Annotated in this window: 18 protein-coding genes and 1 pseudogene; 3 read left to right on the top strand and 16 right to left on the bottom strand. The window is 72.2% G+C overall.

Annotated elements, in window-relative coordinates; genetic code table 11:
- Window positions 1–232: 232 nt before the first annotated feature.
- From IE332_RS30885 to IE332_RS30860, 6 genes and pseudogenes are all read right to left on the bottom strand, one after another.
- Window positions 233–952, bottom strand: a pseudogene (locus IE332_RS30885) (YhjD/YihY/BrkB family envelope integrity protein).
- A gap of 257 nt (window positions 953–1,209) precedes the next feature.
- Window positions 1,210–1,566 (bottom strand): MerR family transcriptional regulator, encoded by a 357-nt coding sequence (locus IE332_RS30880; RefSeq protein WP_189922845.1) that lies wholly within the window; start codon window positions 1,564–1,566, stop codon window positions 1,210–1,212.
- 724 nt (window positions 1,567–2,290) lie between these two features.
- Window positions 2,291–2,689 carry a DUF2267 domain-containing protein gene (locus tag IE332_RS30875; RefSeq protein ID WP_189922843.1) on the bottom strand — a complete coding sequence of 133 codons (399 nt, stop codon included), beginning with the start codon at window positions 2,687–2,689 and terminating at the stop codon, window positions 2,291–2,293.
- 55 nt (window positions 2,690–2,744) lie between these two features.
- A complete protein-coding gene (locus IE332_RS30870) occupies window positions 2,745–3,149 on the bottom strand; it encodes a DUF2267 domain-containing protein (RefSeq protein WP_189922841.1) in 405 nt (134 codons plus the stop codon).
- 46 nt (window positions 3,150–3,195) lie between these two features.
- A complete protein-coding gene (locus tag IE332_RS30865; RefSeq protein WP_189922839.1) occupies window positions 3,196–3,489 on the bottom strand; it encodes an STAS domain-containing protein in 294 nt (97 codons plus the stop codon).
- 123 nt (window positions 3,490–3,612) lie between these two features.
- Entirely contained in the window at window positions 3,613–4,047 is a 435-nt protein-coding gene (locus IE332_RS30860) for an Hsp20/alpha crystallin family protein (protein WP_189922830.1), read from the bottom strand.
- Window positions 4,048–4,156: 109 nt separating this feature from the next.
- Between IE332_RS30860 and IE332_RS30855 the strand changes: the two genes are divergently transcribed.
- Together IE332_RS30855 and IE332_RS30850 are read left to right on the top strand one after the other, a co-directional pair.
- Entirely contained in the window at window positions 4,157–4,846 is a 690-nt protein-coding gene (locus IE332_RS30855) for a type III effector protein (RefSeq protein WP_189922828.1), read from the top strand.
- The gene (locus IE332_RS30850; RefSeq protein WP_189922826.1) at window positions 4,821–5,069 is read left to right on the top strand and encodes a hypothetical protein; all 249 of its coding nucleotides are present in this window, start codon (window positions 4,821–4,823) and stop codon (window positions 5,067–5,069) included. Before IE332_RS30855 ends, IE332_RS30850 begins: the two co-directional genes overlap by 26 nt.
- A 94-nt stretch (window positions 5,070–5,163) precedes the next feature.
- Here the strand turns inward: IE332_RS30850 and IE332_RS30845 are convergent, their stop codons facing one another.
- From IE332_RS30845 to IE332_RS30820, 6 genes are all read right to left on the bottom strand, one after another.
- Complete coding sequence (locus tag IE332_RS30845; protein ID WP_189922824.1) at window positions 5,164–5,826, bottom strand: hypothetical protein; 663 nt, start codon at window positions 5,824–5,826, stop codon at window positions 5,164–5,166.
- Window positions 5,827–6,119: 293 nt separating this feature from the next.
- A complete protein-coding gene (locus IE332_RS30840; protein WP_189922822.1) occupies window positions 6,120–6,836 on the bottom strand; it encodes a hypothetical protein in 717 nt (238 codons plus the stop codon).
- A gap of 1,243 nt (window positions 6,837–8,079) precedes the next feature.
- Entirely contained in the window at window positions 8,080–8,478 is a 399-nt protein-coding gene (locus IE332_RS30835; protein ID WP_189922820.1) for a hypothetical protein, read from the bottom strand.
- A gap of 11 nt (window positions 8,479–8,489) precedes the next feature.
- Entirely contained in the window at window positions 8,490–8,906 is a 417-nt protein-coding gene (locus IE332_RS30830) for a hypothetical protein (RefSeq protein ID WP_189922818.1), read from the bottom strand.
- Window positions 8,907–8,973: 67 nt separating this feature from the next.
- Window positions 8,974–9,522 (bottom strand): hypothetical protein, encoded by a 549-nt coding sequence (locus IE332_RS30825; RefSeq protein ID WP_189922816.1) that lies wholly within the window; start codon window positions 9,520–9,522, stop codon window positions 8,974–8,976.
- A 459-nt stretch (window positions 9,523–9,981) separates the two neighbouring features.
- Window positions 9,982–10,503 carry a hypothetical protein gene (locus tag IE332_RS30820; RefSeq protein WP_189922814.1) on the bottom strand — a complete coding sequence of 174 codons (522 nt, stop codon included), beginning with the start codon at window positions 10,501–10,503 and terminating at the stop codon, window positions 9,982–9,984.
- A 171-nt stretch (window positions 10,504–10,674) separates the two neighbouring features.
- On the opposite strand from IE332_RS30820, the gene IE332_RS30815 reads away from it, so the two are divergent.
- Window positions 10,675–11,079: a DoxX family protein gene (locus tag IE332_RS30815; RefSeq protein WP_189922812.1), complete on the top strand. Its 405-nt coding sequence runs from the start codon at window positions 10,675–10,677 to the stop codon at window positions 11,077–11,079.
- Window positions 11,080–11,186: 107 nt separating this feature from the next.
- Here the strand turns inward: IE332_RS30815 and IE332_RS30810 are convergent, their stop codons facing one another.
- The 4 genes from IE332_RS30810 to pip all read right to left on the bottom strand — a co-directional run bounded on the left by IE332_RS30810 (window position 11,187) and on the right by pip (window position 14,873).
- Window positions 11,187–11,669, bottom strand: coding sequence for a nuclear transport factor 2 family protein (locus IE332_RS30810; protein ID WP_189922810.1), 483 nt, complete (start codon window positions 11,667–11,669; stop codon window positions 11,187–11,189).
- 192 nt (window positions 11,670–11,861) lie between these two features.
- Entirely contained in the window at window positions 11,862–12,620 is a 759-nt protein-coding gene (locus IE332_RS30805; protein ID WP_189922808.1) for a hypothetical protein, read from the bottom strand.
- Window positions 12,621–13,144: 524 nt separating this feature from the next.
- Window positions 13,145–13,834 carry an SMI1/KNR4 family protein gene (locus IE332_RS30800; RefSeq protein WP_189922806.1) on the bottom strand — a complete coding sequence of 230 codons (690 nt, stop codon included), beginning with the start codon at window positions 13,832–13,834 and terminating at the stop codon, window positions 13,145–13,147.
- 55 nt (window positions 13,835–13,889) lie between these two features.
- Window positions 13,890–14,873: a prolyl aminopeptidase gene (pip, locus tag IE332_RS30795; RefSeq protein ID WP_268256645.1), complete on the bottom strand. Its 984-nt coding sequence runs from the start codon at window positions 14,871–14,873 to the stop codon at window positions 13,890–13,892.
- Window positions 14,874–15,426: the final 553 nt, after the last annotated feature.

The raw sequence follows: 15,426 nt of genomic DNA, 5'->3' as shown, positions 1-15,426 counted from the left end.
TCAGCGAAGGAGGAGCCCGACTGTGCCCCGGTGGCCTCGCCATGGGTACGCCGCAGACCTTCCCCATGGCCTCCCGGACGGCGATTCGGTGCCGGATGCATTCCCAACCCGGATCGTGGTGGATCGACGGCCGGGCGGGGAGGTGCTGCGGGATGACGGCGGTCAGGCCTTGGACGGCCTCTGACGGACCGGACTCCCGGTGGGGTGGGGTGCTCTCTGGGACGGCCCGGCCTCACCTTCGTCGTTTCAGCGCACCTACCACGCGGGGGTATTCGCCGTGGAGCAGCCGGCCGGCCAGTGCGCCGCCGTACACGACGGCGCCGACGCCGACCAGCCAGGACTGGATGACCAGGACGGTGCCGATCGGTCCGTAGGCGAGGGTGTTGGTGGCGATCAGCGGCGAGAAGACGAGCCGGGAGAAGACCCTCAGGCCGAGAAGGCCGACGGTCGTGGCCACGGCGCCGGGCAGCAGGGCGCTCCAGCGGACCCTTCCGCCGAGCAGCAACCGCTGCGACCACCAGAGAAACAGGATGGCGCTCAGCGCCGCGGCGCCGCCGCCGAGCGGGGTCCGACGCCACAAGGTGGTGATCGCGGACAGCAGGAGAAGGCCGATGAGGGCGGCGAGTCACACGACGTGCCGCCACCTGGCCCACCAGCGGCCCGGTGGCAGGCCCCAGACCTTCTCGTAGGTGGTCTGCACCGCTGCCCCGAACGACAGTCCGAAGACGGCGAGTGCGGCGAGGCTGAACGCCGTGGTGGTCCGCAGTGTCTGGCCGGGCAGGGCGATCAGCTGCTCGATCTTGTTCCTGGAGGGCGCCGCCATGCCGAGTCCTTCGCCCAGCCATTGTGCGAAGCCCTGCCCGTTCGCCGGGTCGGCCGCTGAGATGACGATCAGCAGCGGCACGAGGGTGAGGAAGCCGAGCGCCGCGAAGCCCAGCGACCGCTGCCACAGCTCGAGGGCACTGCCCCGTCTCCATCCGCGTCCGGCCGGTTTCCGGCCGCAGCGGTGGCGGGTGGGGTGAGGGCACCTTTCGAGGGGTTGTGGGTCGACGCGCTGTCGGTGTCGCTCGGGGAACGGGGTCGGTTGCTCTGTCGGCACGCCTGCCGTTTCACGGCAGCGAGCAGGATGTACGGGCCGGCCATCGCCGCGACGGAGCCCGCAGAACCTGTCCATAGGCTCCGCCCGCGGCTGTGGCCGTGCCGGTCCGGTCAGGTGTCCGCGGTGGGCTCCTGGTCGTGCCGGGAGCGGCGGAGTCGTTCGTTGAGGCGCAGGGCTTCTTCGAGTTGGTCTTCGAGGATGACGATGCGGCAGGCGGCTTCGATGGGGGTGCCCTGGTCGACGAGGTCGCGGGCGCGCATGGCGATGCGTAGTTGGTAGCGGGAGTAGCGGCGGTGGCCGCCTTCGGAGCGCAGGGGGGTGATGAGGCGGTGTTCGCCGAGGGCTCGGAGGAAGCCCGGGGTGGTGCCGGTCATCTCGGCGGCGCGGCCCATGGTGTAGGCGGGGTAGTCGTCGTCGTCGAGTTTGTCGGTTGTGTCGGGTGTGTCGGGGCTGGCCGTTGTAGTCACTGCACCTCTCTGGTTCTCGGGGAGAACGCGTCGAGGGGCCCCGGGGCCGTGTCGGCTCCGGGGCCCCGAAGGGGAACAACACCATCTACCGGCCTGGGCCGGTCCTTCTACTTCCGCAATACCCCGGGGTAGGGGGTGTGCGGGGATCGCGTATGCGTGACCGGAAACCACCGTCCTTGCGTTGGGGTCTGCGGTGTCCGCCCGGGTGAGTGTTCACGGGCCGGGCGATCCTGATGGCGCTTGCGCCCTCCGTTCATCCTCTGTACTGAACTGTCGGTTTCGTACTGCTGGTACTGCTGGTACTGCTGGTAGTGCACCTGCTGAACTGCGTACTACGGGTACCGCTGGTGGCGGCCCCTGATGCCTGCGGGCCGCCCGGCCCGGCAGCCAGCCCCGTCGCCGTCCTGCACCTGCTGGCTTCGGAACTCCGCTGCCGGACCGAACTGCGAACTTCTGTCCAACAACCCCGGCCAGTTCGTGTCTGGCCGGTATCGCCGACTGCTGTCTACGAGAGAAACGTTAGACCCGCCCACGGGCAATGTCTACTCCGGCGCGCATAGATTTTGCGGTGCCGGCGAGTGAGGTAGCCTCCCGCTGCGCGCGGCGGCGGCAACCCCCCGAGCCGCCGCCGCGCACCCGAGGAAACGAGCGACACCGCACAGGGAGGCGGGTATGGAAGGGCTGGCGCCCGCAGTGCCGGTGACGGCCCGTATCCGGTCCCGGGTCACGCCGCGGTGATGAGGTCGGCTCGGCCGAACAGGAGGGCGTAGCCGCGGGGCAGCTCCGCGAGAAGCCGGTCGGTCAGCCGGTCGCCGCCCAGGTCGGCGAGGGCGGCGAGGACGGAGGAGGTGTCCCAGCGGGCGCCGCTGAGGCTGGTGTTCAGGGCATGGGCGACGGCTTCGACGAAGGCGGGGGCGGCGACCGGCTCGGGCAGCGGGATCTGCGAGGCGAGGACCGCGCGGGCCCGCTCCGGCAGAACCGCCGCGAGGTCGCAGCGTTCGTCACCGGTGAGCTGGCTGCCGAGGACGGCCAGAACGGCGTGCAGGACACGCTCGGCCTCCTCGTCGGTGGTGTAGCGGCCGCGGGTGCGGACCTGCTGGAGAAGGAGGCGGTACCGGGTCATGGCGGTGGCCTTCCGGGGCGGGGCCGGCCGGGCGGTCGCGGCGGCGCGGACGGGTTCAGGGGCGGTGGCCGGGCTGGGGCCGGCCGAACAGGAGGTCGTAACCGGGGGGCAGCTGGAGCAGGACACGCCCGGTGAGGTCGTCGCCGGCGGCGTCGGCCACCGTGGACAGGACGGCGCCGATGTCCCACAGGGCCGTGGCTTCGGTGGCGCCCTCGATCCAGGCCGCCGTCGCGCGCACGAAGCGCTCGGGGCTGAGCGGCTCGGCGGCCTGCAAGGGGTTGAGCAGGACCAGGGCCATGGTCTCCGGCAGGCGGGCGGCCAGTTCTGCGCGCACGCCGCCGACCAGATGGGCGCCCAGCAGGGCCAGGACGACCCGGGCGGCCCGCTCGGCCTCCTGCGGGGTGGCGTACTCACCGCGCTCCCGGACCTCCTCCAGGAACGCCTCCCATCGAAGAGTCACCGCGGTTCTCCCTCCATCCCGAGGAGCCTGTGCGAACGGTGCCCGGTCAGGGGTCGACGGCCAGGCGCCGGTGCAGACCGGTGAGCTTGAGCAGCCGGACCACACGGCGCCCGGCCCCGCGCAGGACCAGGCGCCCCCCGCTGCGGTCGGCCTGGTTGCGGGCCCGGACCAGGGTGCCCAGGCCCGCGCAGTCCGTGAACGTCACCTCCGACAGATCGAGCACCACCTCCCGGTGCGACTCGAGCGCGGCGGCCAGGGCGCGGCGCAGCACGGGGGCGGTGTCGAGGTCGATCTCGCCGTTCGCCCGTACGGTGAAGGGCTGGTCGCTCTGGCCGTTCATGGCGTCTTCGCGTCGCTGGGGGCAGGCCGGTCCGGGCGAGGGCGGCCTGCCCGGGGGTGTTCCGGCCGCCCCTTCGACCGAGGGGGAGAGATCAGGGGCGGCCGGAACGGCGTCGGGGGCCGGTCAGGCCCGGATCTGCTTGCGGTCGCCGCTGTGGCTGATCGCGACCTTGCGGGGCTTGGCCTTCTCGGCGACCGGGATCTTCAGGGTCAGCACGCCGGCGTCGTAGTCGGCGGTGATCCCGGCGGGGTCGAGGGTGTCGGACAGCATGACCTGGCGGGAGAACACGCCGAGCGGGCGCTCGGACAGCTCCCACTTCACGCCCTCGCCTTCCTGGCGGGGCCGGCGCTCGGCCTTGACGGTCACCATGTTCCGCTCGACGTCGATGTCGATCGCCTCCGGGGCCACCCCCGGCAGGTCGAAGCAGATCACGTACTCGTCGCCGGCCCGGTAGGCGTCCAGCGGCATCGGTGCCGGACGCGACCAGGTTCCCGTGTTGCCCAGGAACTGCTGGGTCAGACGGTCCAGCTCGCGGAACGGGTCAGTGCGCAGCAGCATCGCGAAACACCTCCACTGATCGAACGGGTGCCAGTGCGCTTCGTCTGACACCTTTCTAGCGCGTCATCCGTCCGATGACAAGTAGCCGTGTCGCCTATAGAGTGACCGCATGAGTGAGAAGTCCCGCAGAGCCGCCGCCGACTCTCCCCTGCCGGTCGAGCCCGCCTCGTTCCTGGCGGCCGCGGCGGCGCTGGCCGCCATCGACGACGCCGTCCGCACCGCCCGGAACCCCGCGTCCCGGCCCCCGGCCGCCCCTGATGCCCAGGAAGGCCCCGAGCAGGCCCTGGCCGCCCTGGTGCTGCTGCGCGAGCTGCGCGCCGAGCTCGCCGGCTGGGAAGCCGGCCTGGTGGAGACCGCCCGGGAGGCCGGCGCCACCTGGGCCGACCTCGCCCGCCCCATGGGCGTCGCCAGCCGCCAGGCCGCGGAGAACCGCTACCTCCGCCTCAAGCCCGCCAGCAGCACGACGGGGGCCGGTACCGGTGCCGAACGCGTCAAGGCCGTCCGCGACCGCCGCGCCGCCGACCGCACCGTCACCGCCTGGGCCCGCGACAACGCCGCCGAGCTACGGGTCCTCGCCGCCCGGATCACCGCCGTGCCCGGCCTGCCGGCCGGTGCCCGGACCGCCCAGGCCGCACTCACCACCGCCCTCGGCAGCGCCGACCCCGCCGACCTCATAGCGCCCCTCGCCGCCGTCCGCCCCCACCTCGGCACCGGCCAGGACGATCTCGCCACCCGCCTCGACGCCCTCACCCACCACACCACCCTGCTCCGCGATGACAGCGACCGCCGACGCTCCTGACCCGGCCGCCACCGCCGAAAGGCGCTGGCAGGACCTCCTGAACCGGATCCACGACCTCGAAGGGCGAGTGACCACCACCACGAGCACCGTCAACGCCGCCCTCGACGCCCACCTCGCCCGGCTCGACGCCCTGCACCGCCACCTCGCCCACCCCGCCTGGCCGCTGCCCGCCCCCGGTCCGGGCAGCTCCCCCACCACGCCCTCGAACGACGGGCCGGCCTGACGAGGCCGGGAGCCCCCGGTCCAACCCGACGGCCCGTCAGGGCGACGCGGGCTTCGCGCACCGGCGCGGGGCAGTCGGGGTGAGCAGGATCGTCCTACTCAAGGGTGAGCAGGATCGCCACCGTGTTGCCCTCGGCGTCCAGGCACTCGGTCGTGTTGGAGCCGTCCGGGTCGGCCAGGACGCCCAGCACGGTGCCGACGCCGTCCTCGTCCGGGATCATCAGCCAGTCGTTGGCGAAGTCGCCCTCGACCGGCTCCACCGGCCAGTCGGCCGGGTCGACCGAGGCACGCTGGAGAATCTCGCGGAGGTTCTCCAGCCTCCAGCTGTCGCCCTCGGCGGCGCGGGCGTGCAAGGCGGCCCAGGCGCGCTTGAGCATCCCGGTGCCCGGCTCGATCCAGGTCGTACTGGGATTCGCGTGCACCACGGCCAGGCCGGACGGGGTCGCCACGCGGTCGCCCCAGTCCTGCGTCCGGACCGGGACGGTCTCGCCGGGGTGCACCAGGACGGCAACCGGGGCGCCGGGTGCGTCCTCGCGGGCGATCAGGTAGACCGGCGTACCGCCGGGCCGCATCGGGAAACCCCCGCCCTCCGGCCCCAGCGGGTCGTAGACGGTGCCGTCGCCCGCGGCTCCCCGGATCAGACCGAGCCGCTCGATCCGCCAGCCGTCGAGGGCCCGCACACCCTCTGGCGGATCGGCCAGGACCGTGGTCAGCGCGGGCATGAACCCGTACTCGCACTCGTCATCGTCGTAGGACATTCGATCACTTCCCGAAATCGTGGATGTCCGGGAACGTAGACCACGGCACCGACAAGCCGCGCAGCGGGGCGGCGGCCCGGGCTCCGGCCGCCCGGCGGGGCGTCAGACCCAGGGGTCGCCCTCCTTGAACGGCGACGACGGCGGCGACGGCGGCGGTCGCGGGTGGGGTGTGGGGCCCTGATGCCCTCGTCGGTGAAGGCCGGGGGAAGGCGGACCTCGACCACGGCGACGTCCGGGCGGTGGGCGAGCGCGACCGGCCCCGCGGACCGCGGCCCCGCGCGTACCCTCCCGGCTCAGCCGCCCAGCGGGCGGAGGGCCGAATCCAGCGGGTCGAGCGACCAACCACCGCCGCCGGGGCGGCAGTTGAGCGCGGTGTCGGCCGTGCCGGCCGCGTTGGTGCCGGTGTTGAAGTTGGCGTTCGGGGTGTTCGGCAGCACGCCCATGTAGTACATGCCGGCCGATGTCCACACGCACTGGTGCAGGTTGAGGAAGCGGTTGCCGGCCAGGTCGAAGGACTTGACGGCGGAGTTGGCGAGCGTCAGCGTCCAGCCGCCCCCGCCCGGGCTGCACCGCAGCGTGGTGTCGGGCGTGTCGGAGACGTTGGTGCCGGTGTTGAAGTTGACGTTCGGGGTGTTCGGCAGGATGGCCGTGTAGTGCTGGCCGGCCGAGAAGTACACGCACTGGTGGACGTTCAGGTAGCGGCCGGCGGCGAGGTCGAACGCCTTCACCGCCGAGTTGGCCGGCGCCGGCTTCCAGCCCCCGCTCCCCGGACCGCAGGAGAGCGCCGTGTCCGGCGTGTCGGAGACGTTCGTCCCGGTGTTGAAGGGCGTCTCGGCGGTGTTCGGCAGCAGGTTGGTGTAGTGCCCGCCGGGGCCGTAGTACACGCACTGGTGGATGTTCAGGTAGCGCGCGGCGAGCCGCGGCCCCGGCGGCCCCGCCACGGCGCTGCTCCCCAGGGCGAGGGCGACGGCCCCCGTGACCGCCGCCACGATGATCGACAATCTGCGCATGGTGTGCACTCCTCCCGAACCCGCGCCCACCCACCGGGGCGTGCACGCACCAAGCTACTGAGGAGCGGCCGGCGGGTGTCCACGACCGCGTACAGGCAACCCGTTCGGCCGTATTGAGCGGACGATATGCCTGTCAGATCAAACGACCGTCGACACCCGAGCCGCCCGGGTCGTCGCCCACCCGCTGCAGCCCCACACCGGCAGGGGGTCGGCGGCGGTATGCAGACGTTCGATTACCGGAACCCACTCGACCCGGCCAACCGGATGATGCTCAATCAGTTCGCTTTCGCCACCGAGACGGAGGCATTGTCGATCAAGGAATGCGTCGCCGGGGCGCAGGCAGCGATGCGCAATACGGCACCCCGCTCGTGTTCGGCTGGAGGCCTACCGTCCTGCACAAGCCCCTTCGGAAGTTGCCCTGATCGGATGGACGACCCGCAAGGGGATGCCGGTCCGAGACTCACCAGGCAGCCCCGTGATGGCCACCGAAGAACCGGGGAAAGACAGCGGCCGCCTTCGGAGCCTTCGCCGTCGGCCCCTGACTCACTTCCGTGCCCACCAGGCCGTGAAGACCGTACCTCCTGCTGCCGTCGCCGTGATGAGCCACGGAGGGATGCGCTGGATGGTCAAGTGCATTCCACCCCAGCGAAGTTCGAACTGTGGCCGCTTGGCTTCTCGTTGCGTTGCTGGCATGCCGTCCATAATGCACCTTCGAATCGAAGGCGCACATCGACAGGGAGGCGAAAACCCACAGGATGCCAGGTCCGTCCTGGCCGCCGTGTCCAATCCGGGTTGCCGAGTTCCGCATATCGACCCCGGCCCCGTGCGGCGTGCCGGGGTGCCCCGAGCTGACCATCTGTCGTGGTTGCCGACCTACCTACTTCCACGCCGACCAGGCCGTGAGGACGGTGCCGCCGGCGGACGTCGCCCCACCCTCGATCGTCACCGGAGTTCCTCCGCGCCCGGCCGGCGGGCCTGTGGTGCGAGAGTGTGATCCGGCGCCGGGTGGGGTCCACGTCAGACATCGAGGTGCACAACTGGCGGTTCCGCGGGCGTCCGTCATGACCCGTGGACGTCCGGACCGGCGGGCCGGACCCGGCCGGCGGAGCCGGGGAGCAGCGGAGCCGGCGAGCGGCCGAAGCGGACCCACGCGACGGCGGCCGAGCCCGGACACGGCTGGCCCCGTGCCCCCCGGCTCTCCGGGCGGAGGGGCGGGGGGCACGGGGCGGCGGGGCGGGGGGTGCTACCCGGCGCGGACGACGGGGCCGTCCCGGAGGCCGGATTCGGTCGGGTAGAGGGACGCCTCGAAGCCGCCCGAGGCGCAGTGGACCCAGGCGTCGCCGACGTTCATGCCGTTGTCCTGGTAGTCGTTCCAGTCGGTGTCGAGGCGGTCGCCGCAGGCACTGGCGACGCGGAGCCAGAAACGCTCGTCGGTGCTGGTGCGGCTGGCGTTGACGGTCCAGTGGATCAGGGCGTCCTGGGGGCCGGAGTAGGTGACGCAGACCTGGTACGGCGCGCCGTAGCGGCTGCCGCCCCATGTGGAGCAGAGCGGCGGGTCGGCGTGCGCGGTGCCCGCGCCCAGGCCCACGACACCGGCGGCGGCCAGGCCGAGGACGGCGAGGCCGGTGGTGGTCTTCTTCATGGCGGGTCCCCTCAGGCCGAGGCGGTGGGGCCGCTGTAGTTGCCGGACTCGGTCGGGTAGAGCTCGATCTCGACCCCGCCGATGATGCCCATGCCGCAGCCGATGCTCGCGCCGCCGTTGTTCCGGCTGCCCTGCGACCAGTCGTTCCAGTCGGTCCAGATGTCCTGATCGGTGCAGTTGCTGACGACCTTGAGGTGGAAACGCTCGTCGGTCTTCGAGTAGCTGGTGTTCACCGACCAGGAGACCGTGGCGTGGGTCGGGTCGTTGTAGGTGAGGCAGACCCGGTACTCGGTGGCGTAGTTGCTCCACAGGTAGTCGGAGCAGTTGGTGCCGGCGTGGGCGGTGCCCGCGCCGAGCGCGATGACGCCGCCGGTCGCGAGCGCCAGCGCGGTCGCGGAGCGGGTGAGTGCGTGGAGTGCGCGTTTCATCGTTCCCCCAGGTGAGTAGGTTTGCGGCGTTCGGGCGATGGGCTGAAGACCGTGGGCGACGGCCCGGTCAGCACCGGTAGCTTCCCCAGGTGTTCGGGGACGGCGTTCCGGTGCGGAAGTCCCACCAGGCGGAGCCCTCGTCGATCGAGCACGTGTTGTAGACCCAGCCCAGGAACGCGGTGAACTGCATGCTCGGGTACCCGTCGATGGAGGACGGCGGAGTCGTGTAGTCCGGGAAGGACGAGTTCCCGCTGGAGACGTTCCTGACGGCGACGGGCGCGGCCTTGTTGTTGTAGAGCGAGAGGTCCACGTTCCAGCCCGAGTGGTGGGACGTGAAGGTGGAGTCGACGTGGAAGTGCGCCTCGACGCTGCGGCAGGCCGGGGCGTAGAGGAGTTCCACGAAGCCGACGTACTCGCCCTGCGAGGTGCGGATGTCCTGCGTCCCGTAGCGGCCGGTGTAGGAGCACGAGGCCGCGGCGGCCGGACTCGCCGCCGCGGTGTCCGCGATCCCGGCGAGGAGGGAGGCGCCGATCAGCGCCCCGACGACGAGGTTCCTGCGCTTGGCGGGCTTGGCAGCCTCGGCGGGCTTTGCGGGTATGGCGGTCTTCACGGGCATGGCGGCCTTTCCGGGGGTCGGCGGGTTCGGCAGGGTCCGTGGGGTCGACACCAGGACGGCTCCGCGGTGCGCCCCTTCTTCGTCCGCACACCAGGGTGCCGGTCACGAGGGAGCCGGGGAACGACGTTGACCGGACGTTGGCCTGACACTCGCTGGCCCCGCCGGGCGGGGCGGCGGGGTGGAGCGCCCCGGCCGGGGCGCCGGTCACCGTGGGCGGTGCACGGTCGGTGAGCTGCTAATATTCTTCTTGTCGCGAGGGACAGTGAGTCCTCGTCAGGCGTCAGCGGTGCTACCAGAGCACGTCCTACTTTCAGTAGGAAGAGTCCGTGCGATCCGGGCCTGGCGCTCCACTGTCGGAAGGGGTCCGGCACCTGCCCAGGTGCCGGACCCCTTCCGCGTCCCGTCCCGGGCCCGGCCTCGCGCCTGCAGGACGCCGCTCGGCCTCGCGGCGGGCAGGCCCTACGACGGGATGCGGGTCAGGAGTTCACGGGCGGCCCGGGTCAGGCGCTCGGCGGCCTCCTCCGCGGGCGGCTGCGAGTCGGGACGGCCCATGGACGCCACCACCGCGTCGACCATGGGCGCCAGTTCCTCGCACGCCCCGTACGCCTCGGCCACGTTCTCGATGATGAACCCGGCCCCCTCGAAGGGGTCGAGCCATCCGCCGACGATCTCGGCGGCCCACCAGCGGGCGAGCGCCAGCCGGCCCTGCCAGTAGTCCCCGTACTCCCCGAGCGGGCGCAGGCCGAACCCGAGCTCGTCCATCACCCGGTCGAACAGGACCGGGGCCTGGTCCTCCTCGCCGCTGAGCAGCCAGGCGAGCAGCCACAGAGACGGCGTGTCCACACCGGCGACCAGGGCGCGCAGAGCGGCCCGGATCAGCGTCTGCGGCTCGGCGTGGCGGCCGTCGACCCACTCGTGGGCGATCCCCCGCAGTTCGCGCACCGCTTCGGCCGCCGTTCCGGGGGCTCCGCTCGTCGTCATGGCGGCATCCTGCTGGGCTCCGCCCGCCGCCCGCCAGCGGATTTCCCTCCCTCCTCTTCCTCCTCCTCCGACGGCGCCCGGGAAAATTCCCTCTCTCCGGACCGATGAGTTCGGGTGGCGGCGGCGGTCAAAGCAGGGAAAGCAACGCCAACCGAGCCGGGGAGACCTGAGATGTCCAGCACCGCCACCGCCGTGAAGTCCAGCCAGGCCGCCGTCCGGACGGTCTGGACGCTGCGGATCCTGCTCGCGCTTTTCTTCGCCCTGGCCAGCGCGCTGCCCAAGCTGCTCGCGCTGCCCGCCGCCACCACCGTCTTCGACGCCATCGGCTGGGGCCACTGGTTCATGTACCTGACCGGGCTGGTGGAGCTCGCCGGGGCGGTCGGCCTGCTGGTCCGCCGGCTGGCCGGGCCGGCCGCGACGGCGCTCATCGTCTTCCTGGCGTTCGCGTTCGTCACCCAGCTCACCGCGATGCACGGCGAGAACGCCGGGACCCCGTTCCTCTTCATGGTGCCGCTGGCCGTCATCGCCTGGAACCAGCGCACCGGGACGGCCGGGCTGCTCGGCCTCCGGCGCTGACGGGGGCGCCCGCAGGGCCCGCCGGCCGCGTGAGGACCTGGCCCTGACCGATCACCGCGGTCCGGCGCCCCTTCGGTCGCCTTCGGTCGCCGGACCGCAAGGGTGCGTCATGAGACACGTGACGCATCCGGGGCGGACAGTCGCTCGGTGCCGGCGCCGAAGGGGAGGAAGACGGTGCGGCCGGCGAGGAGCCAGGCGCCGTCGATCTTGTGGAAGGTGTCCTCGTAGTGGCCGACATTGGCCGGGAGCCTGGGCTCGATCATTCCGCCCGCGTAGCCGTCGACCCGGTACGTCGTCAGGTACGAGACGGCCCGCGCCGTCGACCCGGACTCCACCGTGACCAGGATGTTCGTCATCAGGCGACGTGACAGCCTGTCCGCCGGGCGGGAGGCGAAGTAGCGGCGCAGGGCCTCGCGTCCCTCGATGCGCCGGTCCCCGTGGGGCCAGTGCCAGAAGCCGTCCGCGGTGAACAACTCGGCCACCGAGCCCGGGTCGCCGAGGTCGAGGCGATGGATGAAGTCCACGATGATGCGCTCGCAGGCGCGTTCCGCGAGCATCCGCTCGACCGGGGGAATGATTTCGTCGTCCATGTCCCCTTCTATCAGCGCCAACGGGCCCCAGGGCAACGGGTTTTCCGTATCAGCCCTGGCAGGACACCGCCCCGCGTCGCCTTCGGGAGTTCGCCTTTTCGTTGGCCGCGCCGCCCCGGCCTTGAAGGCCCTTCCCGGCTCTGGGCAGGGCCTTCAAGGTGCGCTGATCGCCGCCCGGGGCGGGTCCAGGGATCAGGCCTTGGCCTTGAGCCCGGAGACCAGCTGGCTGCTCAGCTTCTTGGCGGTGGCCGCGCCGTTGTCGCTGCCGTCGTTGGCGAGCACGGTCACCACGGAGGTGCCGACCCGGGCCGCGATCAGGGTGTCACCGTTCTGCCAGGCCGAGTCGGTCACCGTGATGGTGTACGCCTCGTCGCCCAGGCCGGCGAGCGGCGTCTCGGTGACCTTGGTCTTGCTGCTGGTCTGGGCGTCGGCGAAGGACGGGCAGGCCAGGGCGAGCTTGCCCAGCGCGCCGATCACGGTCTGGGCGGTGGCGCCCTGGTAGACGTCGATCTCCTGGGCGATCTCTGCGGAGGTGTTCTTGTTGACGTAGTCGTTCTGGGCGAACGACACACCGGTGATCCCGGTGATGCCGGTCCAGGACGTGCCGCCCAGCCGGGTGCAGTCCGGAGTGGGCACGTCGGCGGCGGTCGGCTGGGTGTAGGTGTCGCCGGTGTCGCGCGAGCCGGCCGAGTCGACGTCGAAGCCGGACGGGAAGAACGTGGCGGGCGCCAGCAGGGCCTTCAGCTGGGTGCCTGTCAGTAGGCCGGCGTTCGGGCCCGCGGCCTTCGTCGCGGCCGGCGAGGAGGCGTCGGCTTTCGTCGCGGCGGGCGAGGAGGCGGCCGTCTGGGCGGCGGGGGCGGCGGACTTGGTGGAGGTAGGCCCGCAGGCCGTCAGGACGAGCGGCAGAGCGATGGCGGAGAGCAGCTTGACGGCGGGAGGAGAGAGACGCATTGGAGCCTGATCCAGGAGGTACGCGGGAGCGCGGCGCGGCACCGTGGCCGCCCGCTGCGGGCCTGGCCCATCGCCAGATCCTGAGCGGGGACGATAACCAGCCAAGATTACTGAATAGGCACATTTTGGCCACGGAACGATCGACACGGGAACTCCTACCGGACGTTCCCACCAGCGACACAGTCCGACCACGGACGGAACACGTACCAGCGCACGCGTCGGAGCGGTCCTGCCCCGGCGTGGAGATTCGCCCGCGCCTCCGCCGCCTCGCCGACCTCCCCCGTCTCCCCCGTCTCCCCCAGCGCCGTCGACGCCTCCGAGCTCCAGGAAGCGGGGATCTACTCCCTGATGAACCAGCACACCGGCCGCTGCATCGACGGACAGCGAGCTCGGCTTCCGGTCCGTCGACTGCAACCAGAAGGACTACCAGGGCTGGTACCTGCAGAAGTACAACTGGCCCCTGGTACCGCCAGGACCCGCCGTCGGCACTGCCCGGCGGCGGGCGCCCCACGCCGACCGGGCCGTCAGTCCTCCCGGGGGACGGCGGCGAACACGGCCCCGCCGGCCGCACGTTCCAGGCGGTACGGTCCGCAGACCCGGTCGAAGCGGGCCCGGCTCCCCGGCGGGGCGCCGCGCAGGTCGGCGACCGGTGCGGTGTCCGGGACCCTGGCGGCCAGTTCGGCCACCACCGGGTCCGCGCCGGGGGTGCGGAGTGCCGCCGCGACGGGCAGCGGCAGGTCGGGGCCGTCCGGGTACAGGGCGTCCCAGAAGTCGTCGGCGTACGGCTGGACCCCCTCGTCGAAGCCGGGGTCGTCCACCAGTTCCTCCGCGGTGGTGACCAGCCGGTCCAGCCACTCGGCGAGCGAACCGGCCTGGACGTACAGCCCTCCCTCCCGGTACCGCATCAGCACCTGGCCCCACCCTCCGTCGGCCGCGATGTCGACCCAGGTCAGCCCGCCACCGCCGTCGTCGGAGACCACCCAGCGCCGTTGCGGCAGTCCCTGCCCGCTCCCCTGGCGCGGATGCCCGGTGAGCGCGAACTCCACCGGCGGAACGGTGAACCCGCCGATGGCGCCGAGCAGTTCACGCTCGACGGCGGGCAGCGGAAGGCCCCACGGGACCCCGGGTGCGGCGCCCGGGCGCAGCGCGAGGTCGAAGGGCACCCGGTCGGCGAGCGCGTGCAGGCGGGTGAGCAGGGTGTCGGCGGTGATCACGCCGGCCACGCTAGCGGGTCGCGGTGGTCGTCGGGGCCGGGGCGTGGGGGTGGGCTCAGACGGCGGGTGGGGAGTGGGGGGCGAAGCGGGCGATCGCGTCGCGGATGTGCTGGACCTTGGTCTCGCTGTCGAGGTGGCCGGCGTCCTCGGCGACTTTCACCTCGGCCTGCGGCCAGGCCCTGGTCAGTTCCCGGACGGCTTCGAGCGGCCCGTTGAGGTCCATGCGGCCGTGCACCAGTACGCCGGGGATCCCGGCCAGCCGGGCGGCCCCGCGGACGAGCGCGCCGTCCTCCAGGAAGAGCCCGTTGGAGAAGTAGTGCGCGCAGAGGCGGGTGAGGCCCGTCCGCTCGCGTGCGGGGAGGTCGGTGAACACCCCGGCCTTGCCCTGTGTCTCGTGGGACAGCAGGGCGTCCTCCCAGGCCGACCAGTCCAGCGAGGCCTTGTCCCGGACCTCCGGGTCCGGGTCCTCCATCAGCCGGGCGTAGCCTCCGAGGAGGTCGAGGACGTCGCCGTCGGGTGAGGCGCCGGGTACCCCGGCGACGAACCGCTCCCACTCGTCCGGGTAGAAGCGTCCGGCCTGGTGGTAGAGCCAGTCGATGTCGCGGCGGCGGCCGCCGAAGACGGCCGCCAGGATGATCTCGGACACCCGCTCCGGGTGCTGCTGGGCGTAGGCCAGGCTGAGTGCCGAGCCCCAGGAGTAGCCGTAGAGCAGCCAGCGTTCGATGCCCAGGTGCTCGCGCAGCCTCTCCATGTCGGCGATCAGGTGCTGGGTGGTGTTGTGCCGCAGGTCGGTGGCCGGGTCGCCGGCGTGCGGGGTGCTGTCGCCGCAGCCGCGCTGGTCGAAGAGCACCAGTTGGTAGCCGGCCGGGTCGAAGCTCCGGTACCCGCCCCGGGCGAAGCCGCCGCCCGGGCCGCCGTGGACGACGACCGCGGGCTTACCTCCGGGCGTGCCGCGGACCTGCCAGTACACCTGGTGGCCGTCGCCGACGTCGAGCATGCCGTCGTCGTAGGGCTGCGGCGCTGTGTTCGGGTGGGTCACGTGCACTCCTTCGGCGAGGTGGTTCACGTCGCGGATGTGGGCCCGGGCCCTGGCAGGGCCCATCGGACGCACCCGGAGGAATCTACCGGCCGTCAGGAGTGCCACGGATCGGAGGTCCCCGCCGCTGTCGCCATGGGGTACTCCCTCGGTTGGGGTGCGTTGCCTCCTGAAATGGGCTGCAAAAAGGCGGCGTTCGGCTGATGTTCCGACAACTCGTTGATTGGAGAGTCGAGTTATTCGGTCGGTCGGGCGAGTGGCGGGGAAAGATGATTCCCGTACGGTGTTTTCGTCCCCGGTTCGGTGCGCCGCCGGGGTGGTGCGCCGCGCCGCTGCGTGCGTACGGCCCGCCGGGCGCGGGAACCGTTCGCCCCTCGCGGGCGTTCCGGGTCCGGGGCTCGGCGGTGGGCTCGCCTTCGGTCGCCGCCGCGCACGTCCCGCCTCGCGGAGATCGTGGGTGACCAGCGGTGATGATGCGGCCGAGCGCCGGCGACCCGGTGGTCCGGCCAGGGCGCCGGTGCGGTGAGTGGCCGTTTCAGCACCACGGCAAGGGTCT

Source organism: Kitasatospora xanthocidica (assembly GCF_014656195.1).
GTDB lineage: Bacteria > Actinomycetota > Actinomycetes > Streptomycetales > Streptomycetaceae > Kitasatospora > Kitasatospora xanthocidica.
Note: the sequence above shows the minus strand (reverse complement) of the source record. Positions and strands in the feature narration are given on the sequence as shown.